Origin of the sequence: Lysinibacillus sp. NPDC056185 (genome assembly GCF_047737915.1) — a bacterium.
Taxonomy (GTDB): domain Bacteria; phylum Bacillota; class Bacilli; order Bacillales_A; family Planococcaceae; genus Lysinibacillus.
The window spans coordinates 1-18,921 of record NZ_JBLLLQ010000045.1 but is presented as its reverse complement, the minus strand read 5'-3'; the positions used below and the strand labels follow the sequence as shown (position 1 = coordinate 18,921).

Annotated in this window: 17 protein-coding genes, 1 rRNA gene and 1 other annotated feature; of the genes, 4 read left to right on the top strand and 14 right to left on the bottom strand. The window is 37.5% G+C overall.

The features are described from left to right. Window positions 1–152 precede the first annotated feature (152 nt). The 7 genes from ACMZ42_RS24900 to ACMZ42_RS24870 all read right to left on the bottom strand — a co-directional run bounded on the left by ACMZ42_RS24900 (window position 153) and on the right by ACMZ42_RS24870 (window position 6,198). A complete protein-coding gene (locus tag ACMZ42_RS24900) occupies window positions 153–821 on the bottom strand; it encodes a deoxynucleoside kinase (protein WP_370083293.1) in 669 nt (222 codons plus the stop codon). Beyond that, window positions 818–1,456, bottom strand: a complete 639-nt coding sequence (locus tag ACMZ42_RS24895) for a deoxynucleoside kinase (protein WP_370083291.1) — start codon at window positions 1,454–1,456, stop codon at window positions 818–820. The genes ACMZ42_RS24900 and ACMZ42_RS24895 overlap by 4 nt, the downstream gene beginning before the upstream one ends. Before the next feature lie 264 nt (window positions 1,457–1,720). Next, window positions 1,721–4,132: a heavy metal translocating P-type ATPase gene (locus tag ACMZ42_RS24890; protein WP_415733138.1), complete on the bottom strand. Its 2,412-nt coding sequence runs from the start codon at window positions 4,130–4,132 to the stop codon at window positions 1,721–1,723. An 81-nt stretch (window positions 4,133–4,213) separates the two neighbouring features. Beyond that, window positions 4,214–4,420 (bottom strand): copper chaperone CopZ, encoded by a 207-nt coding sequence (gene copZ, locus ACMZ42_RS24885; RefSeq protein ID WP_402874873.1) that lies wholly within the window; start codon window positions 4,418–4,420, stop codon window positions 4,214–4,216. A gap of 57 nt (window positions 4,421–4,477) precedes the next feature. Continuing rightward, window positions 4,478–4,810: a metal-sensitive transcriptional regulator gene (locus ACMZ42_RS24880; protein ID WP_370083285.1), complete on the bottom strand. Its 333-nt coding sequence runs from the start codon at window positions 4,808–4,810 to the stop codon at window positions 4,478–4,480. A 75-nt stretch (window positions 4,811–4,885) separates the two neighbouring features. Then, on the bottom strand, window positions 4,886–5,842 hold the full coding sequence (locus ACMZ42_RS24875; RefSeq protein ID WP_415733137.1) for a cation diffusion facilitator family transporter: 957 nt from the start codon (window positions 5,840–5,842) through the stop codon (window positions 4,886–4,888). 20 nt (window positions 5,843–5,862) lie between these two features. Then, complete coding sequence (locus ACMZ42_RS24870; RefSeq protein WP_370083281.1) at window positions 5,863–6,198, bottom strand: ArsR/SmtB family transcription factor; 336 nt, start codon at window positions 6,196–6,198, stop codon at window positions 5,863–5,865. Window positions 6,199–6,385: 187 nt separating this feature from the next. Here ACMZ42_RS24870 and tadA point away from each other — a divergent pair, with 187 nt between their 5' ends. The 3 genes from tadA to ACMZ42_RS24855 all read left to right on the top strand — a co-directional run bounded on the left by tadA (window position 6,386) and on the right by ACMZ42_RS24855 (window position 8,829). Continuing rightward, the gene (tadA, locus tag ACMZ42_RS24865; RefSeq protein WP_370083279.1) at window positions 6,386–6,904 is read left to right on the top strand and encodes a tRNA adenosine(34) deaminase TadA; all 519 of its coding nucleotides are present in this window, start codon (window positions 6,386–6,388) and stop codon (window positions 6,902–6,904) included. A 289-nt stretch (window positions 6,905–7,193) separates the two neighbouring features. Then, window positions 7,194–8,333, top strand: coding sequence for an SPFH domain-containing protein (locus ACMZ42_RS24860; RefSeq protein ID WP_402874868.1), 1,140 nt, complete (start codon window positions 7,194–7,196; stop codon window positions 8,331–8,333). Between the two features lie 253 nt (window positions 8,334–8,586). Further along, entirely contained in the window at window positions 8,587–8,829 is a 243-nt protein-coding gene (locus ACMZ42_RS24855) for a TM2 domain-containing protein (protein WP_236690751.1), read from the top strand. A gap of 182 nt (window positions 8,830–9,011) precedes the next feature. On the opposite strand, the gene serS is transcribed toward ACMZ42_RS24855, so the two are convergent. The 3 genes from serS to pdxS all read right to left on the bottom strand — a co-directional run bounded on the left by serS (window position 9,012) and on the right by pdxS (window position 12,087). Next, window positions 9,012–10,292 carry a serine--tRNA ligase gene (serS, locus tag ACMZ42_RS24850; RefSeq protein ID WP_415733136.1) on the bottom strand — a complete coding sequence of 427 codons (1,281 nt, stop codon included), beginning with the start codon at window positions 10,290–10,292 and terminating at the stop codon, window positions 9,012–9,014. Between the two features lie 72 nt (window positions 10,293–10,364). Then, window positions 10,365–10,588, bottom strand: a binding site (T-box leader). Between the two features lie 49 nt (window positions 10,589–10,637). Further along, a complete protein-coding gene (gene pdxT, locus ACMZ42_RS24845; RefSeq protein ID WP_370083275.1) occupies window positions 10,638–11,201 on the bottom strand; it encodes a pyridoxal 5'-phosphate synthase glutaminase subunit PdxT in 564 nt (187 codons plus the stop codon). A gap of 1 nt (window position 11,202) precedes the next feature. After that, window positions 11,203–12,087 (bottom strand): pyridoxal 5'-phosphate synthase lyase subunit PdxS, encoded by an 885-nt coding sequence (gene pdxS, locus ACMZ42_RS24840; protein WP_370083273.1) that lies wholly within the window; start codon window positions 12,085–12,087, stop codon window positions 11,203–11,205. 105 nt (window positions 12,088–12,192) lie between these two features. On the opposite strand from pdxS, the gene ACMZ42_RS24835 reads away from it, so the two are divergent. Beyond that, window positions 12,193–13,617 carry a PLP-dependent aminotransferase family protein gene (locus ACMZ42_RS24835; protein WP_415733135.1) on the top strand — a complete coding sequence of 475 codons (1,425 nt, stop codon included), beginning with the start codon at window positions 12,193–12,195 and terminating at the stop codon, window positions 13,615–13,617. 32 nt (window positions 13,618–13,649) lie between these two features. Here ACMZ42_RS24835 and asnB read toward each other — a convergent pair whose 3' ends face one another. From asnB to rrf, 4 genes are all read right to left on the bottom strand, one after another. Further along, window positions 13,650–15,488: an asparagine synthase (glutamine-hydrolyzing) gene (gene asnB / locus ACMZ42_RS24830; protein ID WP_415733134.1), complete on the bottom strand. Its 1,839-nt coding sequence runs from the start codon at window positions 15,486–15,488 to the stop codon at window positions 13,650–13,652. A 109-nt stretch (window positions 15,489–15,597) separates the two neighbouring features. After that, window positions 15,598–16,929, bottom strand: coding sequence for a D-alanyl-D-alanine carboxypeptidase family protein (locus ACMZ42_RS24825; RefSeq protein WP_415733133.1), 1,332 nt, complete (start codon window positions 16,927–16,929; stop codon window positions 15,598–15,600). A 141-nt stretch (window positions 16,930–17,070) separates the two neighbouring features. Next, entirely contained in the window at window positions 17,071–18,534 is a 1,464-nt protein-coding gene (guaB, locus tag ACMZ42_RS24820; RefSeq protein WP_415733132.1) for an IMP dehydrogenase, read from the bottom strand. 295 nt (window positions 18,535–18,829) lie between these two features. Then, window positions 18,830–18,921, bottom strand: a 5S ribosomal RNA gene (gene rrf, locus ACMZ42_RS24815); the annotation flags it as partial.

The following is an 18,921-nucleotide window of genomic DNA, read 5'->3' as shown; positions in this document are numbered from 1 at the left end:
AAAGACGTGACACAATAGGTTACATATTGTCTCACGTCTTTTGATCATTTATTTTCTTCAATTACTTGTTTCTGCACGTCGCTGCGCTTTCGGCCAGAACGCCAAAATTTATCTTCCTAATCGTTTTAGAAATATAAGCTTTAATACACCTTTTATTTACGTAAATGGCTTGTTTGTTTTAGCATATGACTGATGCGGCTCACAATTGATTCAATTGCGTCAGGATTTTTTAATAAATCATAATCATTAATATCTAAACGTAGAACTGGGCATGAATTAAAATTATTGATCCAGTTCTCATAGCGGTCATGCATTTCAATCCAATAATCATTCGGTGTTTGTTGCTCCATTGTACGTCCACGCTCTTGAATACGACCGATTACAGCATCAATTGGCCCCTCTAGATAGACAAGTAAATCTGGATGAGGGAAGTAAGGTGTCATCACCATCGCATCAAATAAATTTGTATACGTCTCGTAATCTGTTGGGCTCATTGTACCTTTGTCATAGTGCATCTTAGCAAAAATGCCTGTATCTTCGTAGATGGAGCGATCTTGAATAAACCCGCCGCCATATTCAAAGATTCGTTTCTGCTCCTTAAAACGCTCCGCTAAAAAATACACCTGTAAATGGAAGCTCCATTTTTCAAAGTCCTCATAAAATTTATCTAAATATGGGTTAGTATCCACCTTTTCAAATGAAGTACGGAAATTTAACGCCTCTGCCAACGCCTTTGTCATTGTTGACTTCCCTACTCCAACCGTACCAGCAATTGTAATGACCGTTTGTGGAGGAATACCATATTTCTCTCTCAAATTCATTGTTGCATGCTCCTTTGTTGTAACGTGTCCTTTATTGTTTGTAATACATATTTCAAATCATTTGAATTTTTTACGAAATCAAGTTGATCACCATTAAATCGAATAACAGGAATTTCGGGATGCATGTTCTCAAAATGCTCGATAAAGGAATGATAATCTGCCACTAGTTGCTCCATGTAATCTCGTGAAATCATTTTTTCAAATTCACGACCACGCATCGCAATACGTTTCATCAGCGTATCAACACTGGCATGTAAATAAACAACTACATTTGGAACAGGCATATCTTTCGTTAATATTTTATAAATTTCTTCGTATTTATCATACTCAGTTGGTAGCAATGTACGCTTGGCAAATATTAAATTTTTAAAAATGTGGTAGTCTGCTACAACAGGTTTATCATGCATTAAACGAAATTTTTTTATATCTGATAATTGTTTATAGCGATTACATAAGAAGAACATTTCCGTCTGGAAACTCCATTCCTCTATATTTTCATAAAACTTATTTAGAAAAGGGTTTTCGTCTACTATTTCTTTTAATAGATGGTAATTAAATGTTGTTGCAAGCTCTTTAGATAAAGAGGTTTTACCAACACCAATCGGACCTTCTACCGTAACAAATGGAATCGTCACCAGAAGCTCCTCCTTTATGTTCTATGGATTCTATCGTCAATTGCCCCGTCCTCGAGGTTTGTATAATTATATCAATTATGCCTCGGCATAATTGCGTCCAGAGGCTTAGGAAATAAATCAGTGCTTTTCATTGTATCATAGTGAGAAAGTGAAAAACAGAACCAAACTATTTCTCTATTAAAATAGGAGGCCAAAACCAATTCTTTGACATCCGCTGAAATAAATAAAAAAATAGACCCACTCAAAGTGGATCTATCGTTACCCTTATAATTTAACTCGCTGTAAACGCAGTGCATTTAAAACGACAGATACGGAACTAAATGCCATCGCTGCACCTGCTACCCATGGAGCTAGTAAACCGATTGCGGCAATTGGAATACCTAATGAATTGTAAGCAAATGCCCAGAATAAGTTTTGTTTAATGTTGCGCATTGTTTTACGACTCATGATGATAGCATCCGCAATACTGTTTAAATCGCCACGAATTAGCGTAATATCCGCTGCTTCCATGGCCACGTCTGTACCGGTACCAATCGCCATTCCTATATTCGCTGTCGCAAGTGCTGGTGCATCGTTAATGCCATCACCAACCATCGCTACTTTTTTACCTGTAGCTTGCAGTTTTTTCACTTCATTCGCTTTGCCTTCTGGAAGAACTTCAGCAATCACATGATTCACACCAACTTCTGCTCCAATAGATTGTGCTGTACGTTCATTATCACCAGTCATCATAATAACGGTAATGCCCATTTCTTGTAGACGACTAACCGCTTCTTTTGAAGTATCCTTCACTGTATCAGCAACCGCTACTAGGCCAGCATACTGACCGTTAATCGCAGCTAACATGGCCGTTTTACCGTTTTCCTCTAATTGCTCCATTGCTGGTAGGATATCATCAATATGAATACCGTATTGTTGCATCAATTTACGTGTACCGATGACAACGCCTTGACCAGAGACAGTCGCTTGCACACCGTAACCTGGTATTGCTTCAAAGAATTGAACATCTCCTAGATCAATACCACGATCAGCAATTCCTTGAACAATTGCCTCTGCTAACGGATGCTCTGATTGCTTCTCAGCCGCACCAATTAACGATAAAAAGCGTGCTTCGTCTTGATTTGCCGCTAGCATGACATCCGTTAAAACAGGTTTACCGTGTGTCACTGTACCTGTTTTATCAACAACTACTGTATCAATGCTTTGCGTTTGCTCTAAATGCTCTCCACCTTTAAATAAAATACCAAATTCCGCTGCACGACCAGAACCCGCCATAATAGATGTTGGTGTTGCCAATCCGAGCGCACATGGACAAGCGATAACGAGAACTGCAATTAATACTTCAAGTGCTGGCGTAAATTCACCAGGTCGTACCCAAATAATCCAAATTAAAAACGTGACAAGCGCAATGCCAACAACGATTGGTACAAAGACGCCCGAAATTTGGTCTGCTAAACGCTGGATTGGCGCTTTGGAGCCTTGTGCATCTTCTACAACTTTAATAATTTGAGCTAAGGCTGTATCGCGACCGACTTTAGTCGCTGTCATTTTAATGAAGCCATTTTTATTAATAGTAGAACCGAATAATAAATCACCTTGCTTTTTATCAACAGGTAAACTTTCCCCTGTTAACATCGATTCATCTACAGCTGTCGTTCCTTCTAATACCTCACCATCAACAGGAATTTTTTCACCAGGCTTCACTAAAATAATGTCACCAATGACTACTTCTTCTAACGGTACCTCTTTCTCTACACCGGCACGAACAACGATGGCCGTTTTTGCCTGAAGGCCCATTAATTTTTTGATTGCTTCAGATGAGCGACCTTTTGCTTTTGCCTCAAATAATTTACCTAATAAAATTAAAGTAATTAATACGGCACTCGTTTCAAAATATAGGTGAGGGGCATGATGTGACCCCGCAGTAATAATTGCTTGATATACGCTATAAAAATACGCCGCAGATGTTCCCATTACTACAAGTACATCCATATTGGCACTACCATTGCGTAAAGCTTTATAGGCTCCCACATAAAATTGCTTCCCAATGATAAATTGAACAGGAGTAGCCAACACCATTTGTACCCACGGATTCATTAAAAATTCAGGGACATATAAAAATGATGTAAATGAAAAATGTCCTACCATCGTCCACAGTAATGGTAATGAAAGAATGGCCGATAAAATAAATTTTTTCTGCTGTTGTTTAATGGCCTGTTCACGATGATCCGCAGTTTCTCGCTCATCTACTTTTTGATGAGCCTCATATCCTAATTTCTCAACTTTTGCAATGATATCTGCAATCGCCACCTCAGATGGATTAAATTCAATAGTAGCTTTTTCGAGTGCTAAGTTAACGTTCGCAGAGGATACACCTGCTAGTTTATTTAAACCCTTCTCTATACGTGTAGCACAGGCTGCACATGTCATGCCTGTAATGTTGAATTCCGCTTTTTGTTTCACGATACCATAACCAAGTGCTTCAATTTTCTTTTCAAAATCTTCTTCATTTAATTTTGTCGAATCATATTTAATGGATGATTTTTCAAGAGCTAAATTAACTGTCGCTTGTTCTACACCATCCATTTTATTTAAACCTTTTTCTATACGAGTAGCACAGGCTGCACATGTCATACCTGTAATTTGCAAATTCGCTTCTTTTATTTCCGAACTCATGATCATTTCTCCTCTCTACATACCAACCAGGGGTATATAAAACTGAAAATAAGAGAGTGCTACAAGAGCACCCTACTTATATTATTTAACGTCATAGCCTTGATCGTCGATTGCTTCTTTAATTTGGTCTAGAGATACTTGTGTTTCGTCAAATGCTACATCTACTAAACCATCAGCTAAGTTTACTTTTACTTGTTCAACGCCAGCTAATGCTCCAACACTTTTTTCCACTGAGTTTACACAATGTCCACATGACATTCCTTGTACGTTTAAAGCTACGTTTTGCATAAAATATCTCTCCTTTAATTTAGATACTATATAGGGGTATATATTTATTAAAAAATTTTACTTCTTCATTAATTTTTGGATAGTCACTACTAATTCGTCTAACACTGCTTCATCACCTTCTGATAGGCGATCTACTACACATCCCTTTAAATGACCTTCTAATAATATCTTCGCTACGCTATTTAAAGCAGACTGCGTGGCAGACAGTTGCGTAATAATATCATCACAGTAAACGTCTTTTTCAATCATCCCTTTAATACCTCGGATTTGACCTTCAACTCGATTCAAACGAGTCGTTAAATCTTTTTTTACGCGTTCAGGGTGATGGCTTTTTCGACACGACGTAGCTTCCTCTGTATGACAAGCATCCTCTTTCACTATATCCTCCATTAAATGCACCTCCTACTTCATAATCATCATACTATACCCACGAAGGGTATGTAAAGCTGAAAATTTTTAATTTAGTTAATGATGATGGTGGTGATGATTCGACTGCTCATTTTTTATTGTACACAAAATTGAATTATCGTGCTTGTGCGCTACTGTTTCCAATTGAATCGTTACATGCTTTATGCCCTTATGCTCAAGATTATGTTCAATTTCTCGTAATATATTCTCACTATCCGCAATTATTAGGTGATCATCAACAACTGCATGACATGAAAGTGCATTTGCTCCACTTGTTATTGTCCAAATGTGTAAATCATGAATGCTATGAACGCCGTTTGTTTGTACAATAGTTTGTATGATCTCTTGAACATCAACGTTTGAAGGTGTTCCTTCCATTAGAACATGGATAGCAGCCTTCGTTACATAGTATCCGCTTCGCAATACTAATGCGGCAACAATAACACTCGCAAGTGGATCAGCCCAACCCCAACCAAAGAACATCATTAATAGTGCGGCAACGATGGCTCCTACAGATCCAAGCATATCACTTAATACGTGTAAATAAGCTCCACGCATATTTAAATTATCTTTTGTATCACTGCCGCGCATCATAATCCAAGCTACCAAAATATTTACCAAAAGACCGATTGTACTAATAATCAACATGCCTGTTGTTGCCACTTCTGGTGGATTTGCAAAACGTTCTATTGCTTCATAGAAAATGAATAAAGCAATTAAAATTAAAGTCACACCATTTAATACTGCTGCTAAAATTTCAAATCGTTTATAACCGTATGTTTTACTATAGCTTGCTGCCTTTTCTCCAAACATAAAAGCAAGTAAGGCTATCGCTAATGAAATGGAGTCACTTAACATATGTCCTGCATCTGATAAAAGAGCCAAACTATTAGTTAAATAGCCACCAATTGCTTCAACAATCATATAACTCGTAATAATAATAAATGATAGTATTAATATCTTTTTATTTGCGCCATGTGTATGGTCATGGCCATGATCATGATTATGTCCCATGTTTTATCCCTCCATTAACTCTAGTTATGTGCAGCATGCTCAATAGCTTGCTTCAATAAATTCATAATGTGATCATCATCTGTTGAATAATATAAGGTTGTGCCCTCTCTTCTATATTTCACTAACCGTAAATTTTTCAAAAAACGTAACTGATGTGAAACTGTTGATTGACCTAAATCTAAAATTTCAGCAATGTCGTTGACTGAATGTTCATCCGTACATAATAAATTTAAAATGCGAATTCTTGTCGGATCACTTAATGCTTTAAATGTTTGAGACACGACGAATAGCGTTTCTTCATCTAAATGTTGCTCTTTGTTAATCTGAACCTCTGTATTTTGTAATTTTTCATCCATTTAGTTTACCCCTAACCTTTTTATATTTATATATGAGCATGTATTCATATATAAATATAAATGGTTGTATTGGAAATGTCAACGTTTTAACTTCTTACTACTTAATCCGGCCAATTATGCCGAGACATATTTGATAGTAGCAATTGTCAATTAAGCAAGATACACTAAGTGATAAGGAGAGATCATAGTGGATATTTTTGAAACAGACCGATTGTTTATGAACAGTGCACTGGAAGAAGCTAAGAAAGCAGCTTTACTTGGAGAAGTGCCAATAGGAGCTGTGCTTGTATACGATGGAGAGATTATTGCACAGGCTCATAATTTACGAGAAACAACACAAAATGCAACGACGCACGCTGAATTAATGGTTATTCAAGAGGCTTGTAAAAAAATAGGTAGCTGGCGCCTTGAAAAAACAACACTTTATGTGACACTTGAACCTTGCCCTATGTGTGCAGGTGCAATTTTGCAATCTCGTGTGCCACGTGTCGTATATGGTGCAAGAGATATAAAAGCAGGTTGTGTAGATTCACTCTATCGGTTATTAAACGATGCGCGCTTTAACCATGAATGTGAAGTAGCGGAAGGAATTTTAGCTGAGGAATGTGGACAAATCTTAACCGATTTTTTCCGAGCTTTACGCGAACGGAAAAAGGCTGAGAAAAAGGCGCGACAAGCGTTAGTTGTTGAAAATGAAGAATTTTAAAAATTTCACATACAAAGAAGGTGTCTCAGATTGAGGCACCTTCTTTTCTATGATTAGGGGATAGCATATATATGAAATATGTCGTAATAGCGACAACATATTCATAACAATAATGTTTTTAAATACGCAATCTAAAGAAATGGAAAAAGCGATATAGCAAGTACATTACTGGCTAACCTAAAGAAAAATTTCAATACAGATAAACCATTGACATGCATAAACTGAAAAGGGAAAATATAACTAGTAATAATTTAATTTAAAAGGGAATTAACAGGGAGGTAATGTTTTGATGCCTATTTTTGATAGAGTGAAGTTCGATGGTTTACGCTCACGCGATTGGTTAATCTACAAGCATCCGAATGAAAAGCTAGTGTTAGGTACTACACTTATCGTCAACGAAGGTCAAGTAGCCATTTTTGTAAAGGGTGGGCAAATATGTGATGTATTTAATTCAGGCACACATGTTTTATCAACCAATAACTTACCATTACTTCATCATGTTGTGAATTTTGCTTATGGAGGGGATACACCTTTTTCAGCAGAAATCTACTTTATAAATCTAACGGTAAAATTAGATTTATATTGGGGAACCTCTGATCCTATTCAACTAATTGACCCGAAATACTTTGTAAAATTACGTATACGAGCATTTGGACAATTGGCTCTTCGCCTTGATGACTATTTATTATTCTTTACAGAAGTTATAGGCTCTATGAATAAAGATGATATTGTTAGTTTCGAAAAAGTACAAGATTACTTTAAAGGTTCTCTTATTACATCCATAAAAACTGAACTTGCAAATAAAATTATTAATGAGAAAATCTCTGCACTAGAAATAACAACAGAGCTTCATAATATTTCAAATAGTTTAAAAGAAAAAATCTCTGAAGAATTCAATGCGTATGGTTTTATAATGGCCCATTTCCATATTCAATCAATTAATTTCCCAGAGGAAGATTTCGATAAAATAAATGAAATTTTACAAGATAAAGCTAAGTTCGAAATTATGGGTGACAATCGTTATGTAACACAACGTAGCTTTGATATATATGAATCTGCTGCATCAAATGAGAATGGAGTAGCTGGATTATTTGCTACAAGTGGAGTTGGATTAGGCGTAGGGCAAGGTATGGTGACTATGATGAATCAACAAGTACAACAGCCTAACAATAATGTTACACATAAAATATGTCCTTCTTGCCACGGTAACATTTTGTCTACTAGTAAGTTTTGCAATTTATGCGGTGAAAATTTAACGCTAAAGGTCATTACATGTCATTCTTGTCAGAGTGAAAACGAAGAATCATCAAAATTCTGTTCTTCTTGTGGAACTAGTTTACACAAGCCTGTTTGTTCATGTGGACAAGAACTAGACGTTACTTCGAAATTTTGTAATAACTGCGGTGCTCCAGTCGAATCAATTCAATAGATAATCATAACAGTGTAATTAAAAACAATACATCGGAAAATGTAAATTAAACAAATACCATTAATCAGGAGATATCGACATGAAAAATATCGAATGTCCACAATGTGGTGCAGCAGCTGATGTCACATTAGCTCAATGTAAATATTGTGGTGAAAAATTCAATTTCCAAAAAGAACAGCAAACTGTGCAACAACCAGTCTATCAACAGCAATCACAGCCTGTATATCAAACACAGCCTCAATATTCAGCTCCTATGTATGATGGCATCGACCCTTCTTGGCCAATAAAAAATAAAACGGTCGCAGGGGTACTTGCTATCTTTTTAGGTGGAATCGGAATCCATAAATTTTATTTAGGGAAAATTGGACAAGGTATATTGTACCTCATCTTCTTCTGGACATATATTCCAGCCTTTATAGGTTTTATAGAGGGCGTTATTTACTTACTTTCTAATGAACATAATTTCTCTGTGAAACATCGAGTTCGACCTCGCTAACCTACTTTTAAAAAAGAAAAACTACTGTTGAGATGAAATTTTTCAACAATAGTTTTTCTTTTATTTATCGACTCAATTTACTTTGGCGCGATTACTTCTTTTCCGCCCATATACGGTCTTAATACCTCAGGAATCACTACGCTTCCGTCGGCTTGAGTCTGCCGCTTCGCTTTCGACTCAGTTTATTTTGGCGCAATTACTTCTTTTCCGCCCATATACGGTCTTAATACTTCTGGAATCACTACGCTTCCATCTTGTTGCTGATAGTTTTCTAGGATTGCTGCTACTGTACGACCGATTGCGAGACCTGAACCGTTTAATGTGTGTACATACTCCGGTTTTGCATTTGGCTCACGACGGAAGCGAATATTTGCTCGGCGTGCTTGGAAATCTTCAAAGTTAGAGCATGAAGAGATTTCGCGGTACATATTTTGAGCTGGAATCCAAACCTCTAAGTCGTACTTTTTCGCTGCAGTAAAACCTAAATCAGCTGTACACATTTTTAGTTTGCGGTATGGTAATCCTAATAATTGCAGTACTTTTTCTGCATGACCTGTTAATAGTTCTAGCTGTTCATAAGATTCTTCTGGTTTTACAAAGCGTACTAATTCTACTTTGTTGAATTGGTGTTGGCGAATTAAACCACGTGTATCGCGACCTGCAGAACCTGCTTCTGAACGGAAGCATGCACTATATGCCGCAAAGCCATGTGGTAATGCTTCAGCTGTTAAAATTTCATCACGATAGAAGTTTGTCACAGGTACTTCTGCTGTTGGAATCATGAAATAATCTGTGTCATCTAATTTAAAGACATCTTCTTCAAATTTAGGTAGTTGTCCTGTACCTGTTAAGCTATCACGATTGACAATTACAGGTGGTAGCATTTCTTCATAACCATGCTCTTCCGCATGTAAGTCCATCATAAACGTCATTAATGCACGTTCTAAACGAGCACCAAGGCCACGATAGAATAAGAAACGACTACCAGTCACTTTTGCACCACGTTCAAAGTCTACAATTTTTAAATCTGTAGCGATATCCCAGTGTGCTTTAATGTCGAAATCAAATGTTGGAATCTCACCCCAAGTATATTCCTCTACATTATCGTCCTCTGTTGTGCCAACTGGTACAGATGCATGTGGAATGTTTGGTAAACGCATCATCATATCTTTAAAGCGTTCTTCTACATCATTTAATTGGACATCTAGCTCTTTAATTTCATCGCCAACTTGACGCATACGTGCAATCACTTCATCCGCATTTTCTTTATTACGCTTCATGATAGAAATTTGCTCAGATACTTTATTACGTTCAGCTTTAAGTTCTTCTGTTTTTGCAATTAATTCACGACGCTTTGCATCTAATTGTTCAAAGTCATCTAAGTTTCCTAAATCCTCATTACGTGTTAATAGCATTTCTTTAATTTCCGCGAAATTGTCGCGCACGCGTTTAATATCTAACATCGTCATACCTCCAGTAGATTCTTAATGATGGGAAAATATTTAGTAGAAAACACAAAAAAGCCCTCATCCCCAAAAAGGGACGAGAGCTACCCGCGTTGCCACCCTAATTGATTAGACACTTTGTACTTAGTCTAATCCACTTATCTCATAACGGCATTTCAGCCGGCGACAGCCTACTTCATTAACTTCGACTGCGCAACTCCAGGACGGATTCACAAGTGCCTTTATCAGCTTCCACCACCCGCTGACTCTCTAAAAAAAACGTGCTTGCTACTACTTCCCATCATCGTGTTCAGTTATTTAAATTTTATCCATACTGTACTATATGAAGTGAAATTTTGCAAGTCATACCATAGAAGATACAAAATATTCAAGAATTCGTGCATCTGATGTTAATTCAGGATGGAAGGAACATCCTAATAAATGATCGTCTTTCGCTAACACGATTTTCCCGTCATGCTCTGCTAATATTTCAACACCTTCACCTACGGAAACAATATGTGGCGCACGTATAAAGACAGCCGGAATGGCAGCACCTATTTCAGGTATGTCGAGCTTAACCTCAAAACTATCTACCTGGCGTCCATAAGAATTCCGTGCAACTACCACATCCATTACAGCTAAATGTGACTCATAATCTACTAATTCCTTTGCCAATAAAATCAATCCTGCACATGTTCCAAACATCGGTAAACCTTGCTTTGCAAGTGTGCGGATTGGCTCTAATAGCTCATAGCGATTCAGTAATTTCCGCATCGTTGTGCTTTCTCCACCAGGCAAGACAAGTCCATCAAGCTTCTCTAAATCAGCTCTTTGTTTTACTAAGACCGCTTCGCATCCAAGAAACTCTAACATTTGCACATGCTCTCGTACCGCTCCCTGTAATGCTAAAACACCGATTCGCTTCATCTTACCAGCCTCGCTCTTGCATACGCTCATTTTGACTAAGCTGTGCAATATCGATGCCTTTCATCGGAACACCTAGCTCTTTTGAAATTTCAGCAATTAGCTTGTAGTCCTTATAATGCGTAGTAGCCTCAACAATTGCACGAGCAAATTTCTCTGGGTTTTCTGATTTAAAAATACCAGAACCAACAAATACACCGTCAGCTCCAAGCTCCATCATTAATGCTGCATCAGCTGGTGTAGCAACTCCACCTGCTGCAAAATTCACTACTGGTAAACGGCCAAGACGCTTAATTTCTCTTAATAATTCAAAAGGAGCACCAAGCAATTTAGCTTCTGTCATTAATTCATCCTCTGTCATACCAACTACCTTACGTACTTGCGCATTCACTTTACGCATATGACGAACTGCCTCTACAATATTACCTGTCCCCGGTTCCCCTTTAGTTCGTAACATGGAAGCACCCTCACCTATGCGTCGAGCGGCTTCACCTAAATCACGACAGCCACAAACAAAGGGCACTTTGTAATCACTTTTTAATAAATGAAACTCTTCATCTGCTGGAGTTAATACTTCACTTTCATCAATATAATCGACACCCATTGCTTCTAACACTCTTGCTTCTACAATATGTCCAATACGTGCTTTAGCCATGACAGGAATGGATACTGCCCCCAATACCTCCTCGACAATACGAGGATCAGCCATACGTGCAACTCCCCCCGCCTTGCGAATGTCTGATGGTACTCGTTCTAATGCCATGACAGCTACAGCTCCTGCCGCTTCCGCAATTTTCGCTTGTTCTGCATTAATGACATCCATAATGACGCCACCCTTTTGCATTTCCGCCATCCCGCGCTTAACTAATTCTGTACCTGTTTGTTTCATGATTTCTAACCTCCACCTTTATGATGAAATTTAGTATAATTGAAATTGACCATATAAAAATATCCAGTTTATAAAATAATCGTAAGGTCAGGAGAATTAATGCACATGGACATGCTATTATTTCAACTAGAAAAAAATGGTGGGAAACCGCTCTACGATCAGCTTTATAGCGGCATTAAAGAAGCTATTATTACAAAAAAAATAGCAGTAGGAGAAAAATTGCCATCAAAAAGAAAATTAGCCGATTTTTTGAATATTTCACAAACAACAATTGAAATTGCATATGCACAGCTACTTGCTGAAGGGTATATTATGTCTAAATCCCGTGTCGGTTATTTTGTAGAGGAAATTGACGAGCTTCCGTATATTCAGCAGGAAACAATAACTTCCTTAAACGAACAACCTAAGAAAAAATTGTACAAGATAGATTTTAATCCTGGTTCCATCGATATTGATGCCTTCCCTTTTCAAACATGGCGGAAATATGCGAAAGAGCTCTTTGATGATGCCTCAAAGGAATTATTATTAACAGGTGAGCCTCAGGGAGAACGATCTTTGCGAACGGAGATTGCTAATTATTTATTTCAATCACGCGGGGTTGTTTGTAGTCCCGAGCAAATTGTCATCGGTTCAGGAACAGAACAGCTTCTACCAATGATTTTGCGACTCTTTAGTGACAATACTTGTTTTGCCCTTGAAAACCCTGGATATCCAGCTGTGCATCGTATGTTTTCCCAGCATAAACGAAAAGTCTATCCAATTGCGGTCGATGATGAAGGAATTGTCATTCATGAGCTCGAAAAAACTAGCGCTGAGGTTGTCTATATTACGCCATCTCACCAATTCCCTACAGGAGCAGTATTATCGGCTACAAGACGTGCACAGGCTTTAAATTGGGCCTCACAAAGCTCCTCTCGATACATTATTGAAGATGATTATGATTCTGAATTTCGTTATACTGGAAAACCAATTCCTGCACTTCATGCATTAGATCGAAATGATAAAGTAATTTATATGAGTACATTTACAAAATCATTAATGCCGTCCTTGCGCGTCGCTTATTTTGTACTTCCACCAAAATTACTTGCTGCTTATAATGATGTATTTAATTACTATTCATCAACAGTACCTCGTTTCGATCAACATATTGTAGCTAATTTTATGCGTGACGGCCATTTTGCAAAGCATTTAAATCGAATGAGAAAGATTTATCGAAAAAAACATGAAAAACTCACTTCTATTTTAGAAAACTATTCTAATCAAATTAACATCACTGGTGAGCAAGCAGGAATGCATATTTTACTCGATGTCCAACATACTTTGTCTGAAAAGCAATTACAGCAACTTGCTTCCAATGCGGAAATCAGAATCTATCCATTATCTGATTATCGCCTGGATTACTCCGCACCCTCAAAAGCTCAATTTTTACTAGGTTTTGGAGGCATACCTGTGCATGAAATTGAACCTTCTATCGAAAAGCTAATGAACTGTTGGGATATACAGAAAAAACACCAAGCAACCTCACGTTAAAAGGTTGGTTGGTGTTTCTTTTATCTTCATTCTTATGATTCAATTAGCTGGATATTATAAAGTTCAAACCATGTATGAATTTGACCCAGATAAGCTAAAAGCTGTGGACCTGCCATTAATTGTCCATACCAAGGAACTTTGAAAGAACTGCCACCCGATTCAATTAGCTCTATTAGTTTCTGTCGTTCAAATAATTCATAAAGAATTGAATTTTTGTCCTCCATTATGTCTCTGAGCCATTTTTGAACGCCTGCTGTATAAATTGGATGATACGTTTTAGGGTACGGATTCTTTTTCCGATATAAAACTTCTTCTGGCAATAAATGTTGCATTGCTTTACGAAGTAAACCCTTCTCCATACCATCTAAATTTTTCATTTCCCAAGGAATATTCCACGTATATTCCACAAGACGATGATCTGCAAACGGCACTCGAACTTCAAGACTCGCCCCCATGCTCATACGGTCTTTTCGTTCCAGCAATGTTTGCATAAACCATACCATATTCAAATAAAACATTTCTCGTTGCCTTACTTCCTCAATACTCTCTCCTTCAAGATATGGTACTTCAGCAATTGTTTGTGAATAAGTCTGTTGTGCATATGATTCAACTTTTAATTTCTTACGCCATCGCTCTTGTAACATTGTTGATCTTTCAGACAATGAACGAATCCACGGAAAACCTGTAGTCGTTTCTGTAAACCATGGATAGCCACCGAAAATTTCATCTGCACATTCACCTGATAGCGCAACGGTAAAATCCTTTTTAATTTCTCGACAAAACCATAATAACGATGAATCTACATCTGCCATCCCTGGTGAATCTCTAACGATGACAGATTCTATTAAGAAATCGATTAATTGCTGTTGGGAAATTTCCTCTGCATGGTGTGTTGTACTAAAGGTATCTGTCATTTTTTGAATCCAATACGTATCTGTGGATGTTTGAAAAGCATGTGGGTTAAAAAAACGTTCATTATCCTCATAGTCTATAGAGTACGTATGGAGTTTGCCTTTATTTTGTTGCTGAAACATGTTTGCAGCAATGCCAGTAATAATGCTGGAATCTAATCCCCCTGAAAGAAATGTACAGATTGGTACGTCTGAAACAAGCTGTCGTTCAATAGCATCCGTTAGTAAAAAACGGACATGATCGATTGTCTCCTCTAATGACTCTTCATGATGTTTACTCTGTAACTGCCAATACTGCCAAACTCGTATACCCTCTCTAGAGAAACGCATTGCATATCCTGGACGTAGCTCATTAATATTTTGAAAAGGTGATTTTCCGGGCGTTCTGGACGGTCCTACAGCCATAATATTTGCTAGCCCTTCCATATTAACGGTTGTTTTAATCAATGGATGAGCTAATAATGCTTTCACTTCGGATGCAAAAAGTAAGCCGTCTTGTTGTTCTGTGTAAAATAAAGGCTTTACACCTAGTCGGTCTCTGCATAAAAACAGAGATTGTGATTGTTCATCCCATATACCAAAAGCGAAAATTCCATTTAAAAAATCAACACACTGCTCTTTCCATTCAATATAAGCAGTTAATAATACTTCCGTATCTGAATGTGTTGTAAAAAGATGCCCTCTCTTTTGCAGCTCTTTCCTTAATTCTTCGGTATTATAAAGCTCGCCATTATATGTAATGACATAGTTTGCACCATCGTGTACTTTTTTCATCGGTTGCTTCCCACCGATTAAATCTATGACGGCTAGCCGACGATGGCCAAATGCAATATGCTCACTACACCAAATATTTTCATCATCTGGCCCTCGTTTATTTAACGTTTGCGTCATTAACTTTAAAACGTCATTACTTGTTCTTAAATCCTTTTGAAAGCAAGCCCATCCTGTAATGCCACACATTTAGCCACATCCTTTCGCCTAATAGCGTATGCAGTAAAGCGTAAAAATGTGAAAAAGAAAGAACACGTAGATGTGTTAAAACATCTACATGTTCTTTATACATTAATTATTAAAATAAGCCACCAACAAAGTCAGTAATGCCACTCCATAAGTTTCCGAAGAAGCTACCAACACCTTGGAAGAATAATGAGATACCGCTAGCGCGCTCCACAGCCTCTGTTGTAACAACATCGGCTTTAAGGTCCTTACCGTCAATAAAACCGTAATCTGTGCCCTCCGAGCGTTCAATAACTAACTTCCCGACAACTGTATCCTTCTTAACCTCTGCTTCAAGACTCTTTTTATCTAAAACTAGTTTAGGTTTATATAAATCTTTCTCAGACGACTTGACCATAAATGAAACTGGTTCTTTAACAGCAATCGCTACTTTGTTTTCTTTACCTTTCGTAACTTTTACTGTTTCTTGATCTTTAAATTTATAGTTCGCTGGAATAATTTCTTGTTTCGAGAATTGTGAGAAACCATAGTTAAGCAATTTTGCTGTTTCATCGAAGCGAGCTTTTCTTGAGCCTTCTCCCTTTGTATCTACAGCCTTCATAACAACAGAAATTAAACGTGTACCGTTGCGCTCTGCTGTACCTGTAAAGCAATGTCCAGCAAAGTCTGTTGTACCTGTTTTTAATCCGTCAACGCCTTCATATTGGAACACTAATCCTGGCAACATAAAGTTCCAGTTCTCCATTTTAATTGCATCTTCTGTACCTTCACGGAACGTCTTTTTTGCAATTTTAGACGTTTTTAATACGTCTGGGTGATCTTTTAGTAAATGATATGCTAATTTAGCTACAGATTTAGCAGGCATTACGTTTTCATCACTTGGTCCAGTACCAGCTGGCTGCATACCAAACAAATCTGCATTGTTAAGACCAGTAGAATTCACGAATTTATAGTCTTTAAGACCAAGCTCTTCTGCTTTTTTATTCATTAGCTTTATAAACTCAGTTTCAGTGCCTGCAATTGTTTCTGCAATAGCGACTGTAGCAGCATTTGCAGAGTAAATCGCCATCGCCTCATATAATTCGCGAATTGTGTAAGATCCATCTCTACGCAATGGTACGTTACTTAATGCACGGTTTTGAGACATTTTATACGTATAATCAGTTACGTGATATTCCTGATCCCACTTAACTGTACCTGCATCAATTGCATCCAATAACAGGTATTCAGTCATCATTTTTGTCATACTTGCAATACCTAGTGAAGTATCTGCATTTTGTTCATATAAAATTTTTCCTGAATCTGCGTCAATTAAAATTGCAGCATCCACATGTAGTCCTAAATCTGTTTCTGCATTTGCCTTCGCCGGAATACCTGCTAAAACACTAAATAACAAAACAGGAATTAGGAGTAAGCGAATGACAGTGTTCATTGTCTTTTTCACCTTTAAAGCCCTCCAAAAAATAATCTTGTCCTCGACATTTTATCATATATAGTAACTTCCGTGCGCACTCTATATCATAAAAAAATGCTCTCGTGTCATCTTTGTAGACGATTCGAGAGCATAAAAGTTGCTAGTAATATATTACATCGAATAGTTTGGTGATTCTTTTGTGATTTGTACATCATGTGGATGTGATTCACGTAGACCTGCACCTGTCATACGAACAAATTGAGCATTTTCACGTAAGAACTCAAGGTTAGCTGAACCGCAATAGCCCATACCTGCACGAATACCACCGATTAGTTGATAAATTGTATCTGCTAGTGGTCCTTTGTATGGAAGACGACCTTCAATACCCTCTGGTACTAATTTTTTCGCATCTTCTTGGAAGTATCGATCTTTTGAACCTTTTTCCATAGCTCCAATTGAACCCATACCACGGTATACTTTGAAGCGACGACCTTGGAAGATTTCAGTTTCACCAGGAGATTCAGAAGTACCTGCAAGAAGTGAACCAAGCATTACAACGTTACCACCTGCTGCAAGAGCTTTTACGATATCTCCTGAGTATTTAATGCCTCCATCAGCAATAATTGTTTTACCAAGCTCACGAGCTACTGTTGCACAATCGTAAACAGCTGTAATTTGTGGTACACCTACACCTGCTACGACACGAGTAGTACAAATAGATCCAGGTCCAATACCAACTTTCACTACATCTGCTCCAGCTTCAAATAATGAACGTGCACCATCAGCAGTTGCCACGTTACCAGCGACAATTTCAAGCTCTGGATAAGCTTCACGGATAGAACGAATTGTTTGTAATACACCCTCAGAATGACCGTGAGCTGTATCGATTACTACGATGTCTACTTGTGCTTCAACAAGCTTTTCAATACGTATCATCGTATCTTTTGAAACACCAACGGCTGCTCCTACTAATAAACGACCATGTATGTCTTTTGCAGCGTTAGGGAACTCAATTACCTTCTCAATATCCTTAATTGTAATTAGTCCAGTTAATTTACCTTCTTCATCTACAATTGGTAACTTTTCGATTTTATATTGTTGAAGAATCTTTTCAGCATCCTCTAGAGTCGTTCCAACAGGAGCTGTAATTAAATCTTCTTTTGTCATAACATCTTCAATTTTTAAAGAATAGTCAGAAATGAAACGTAAGTCACGGTTTGTAATGATCCCTACTAGTTTTTGGTTTTCCATACTATCAACAATTGGTACACCAGAAATTCGGTATTTACCCATTAAATGCTCAGCATCGAAAACTTGGTGAGTCGGAGTTAAGAAAAATGGGTTTGTAATAACACCATTTTCAGAACGTTTTACTTTTTCTACTTGCTCAGCTTGCTCATCAATCGACATGTTCTTATGGATAATACCGATACCACCTTGACGTGCCATAGCAATTGCCATTTTAGACTCTGTAACTGTATCCATGCCTGCGCTGATCATTGGAATATTTAATTTAATCTTCGGTGTTAGTTGAACTGATAAATCAACATCTTTCGGTAATACTTCTGAATGCGCTGGTACTAATAATACATCATCAAAAGTTAAACCTTCTTTGGCAAATTTAGTTTCCCACATTTTCGTAACGTCCTCCTATAGTTAAAAGAATATTAATTGTAAGATTAACAACGTGCTAAGCTACTGTCAAGAAACTTATAAAAGAAAGACAATTCAGATTTTTCAAGGTGGTAATTCTGATAGTCTTTTCGCCCTTTTTTCACTGAGAAAAATATAGCCATTTTTAATTTCTTCTACATTTAGAATAAATGATCGTTGAGCTCTGTCTTATTTTAGGCAAGTTTTGTTGAATTATTGATAAATTATTAAGGTTTTTTATAAAAAAACAGTCAGCACTCAGCTGACTGTTTACATTGCCTAGCGACGTCCTACTCTCACAGGGGGAAGCCCCCAACTACCATCGGCGCTAAAGAGCTTAACTTCCGTGTTCGGTATGGGAACGGGTGT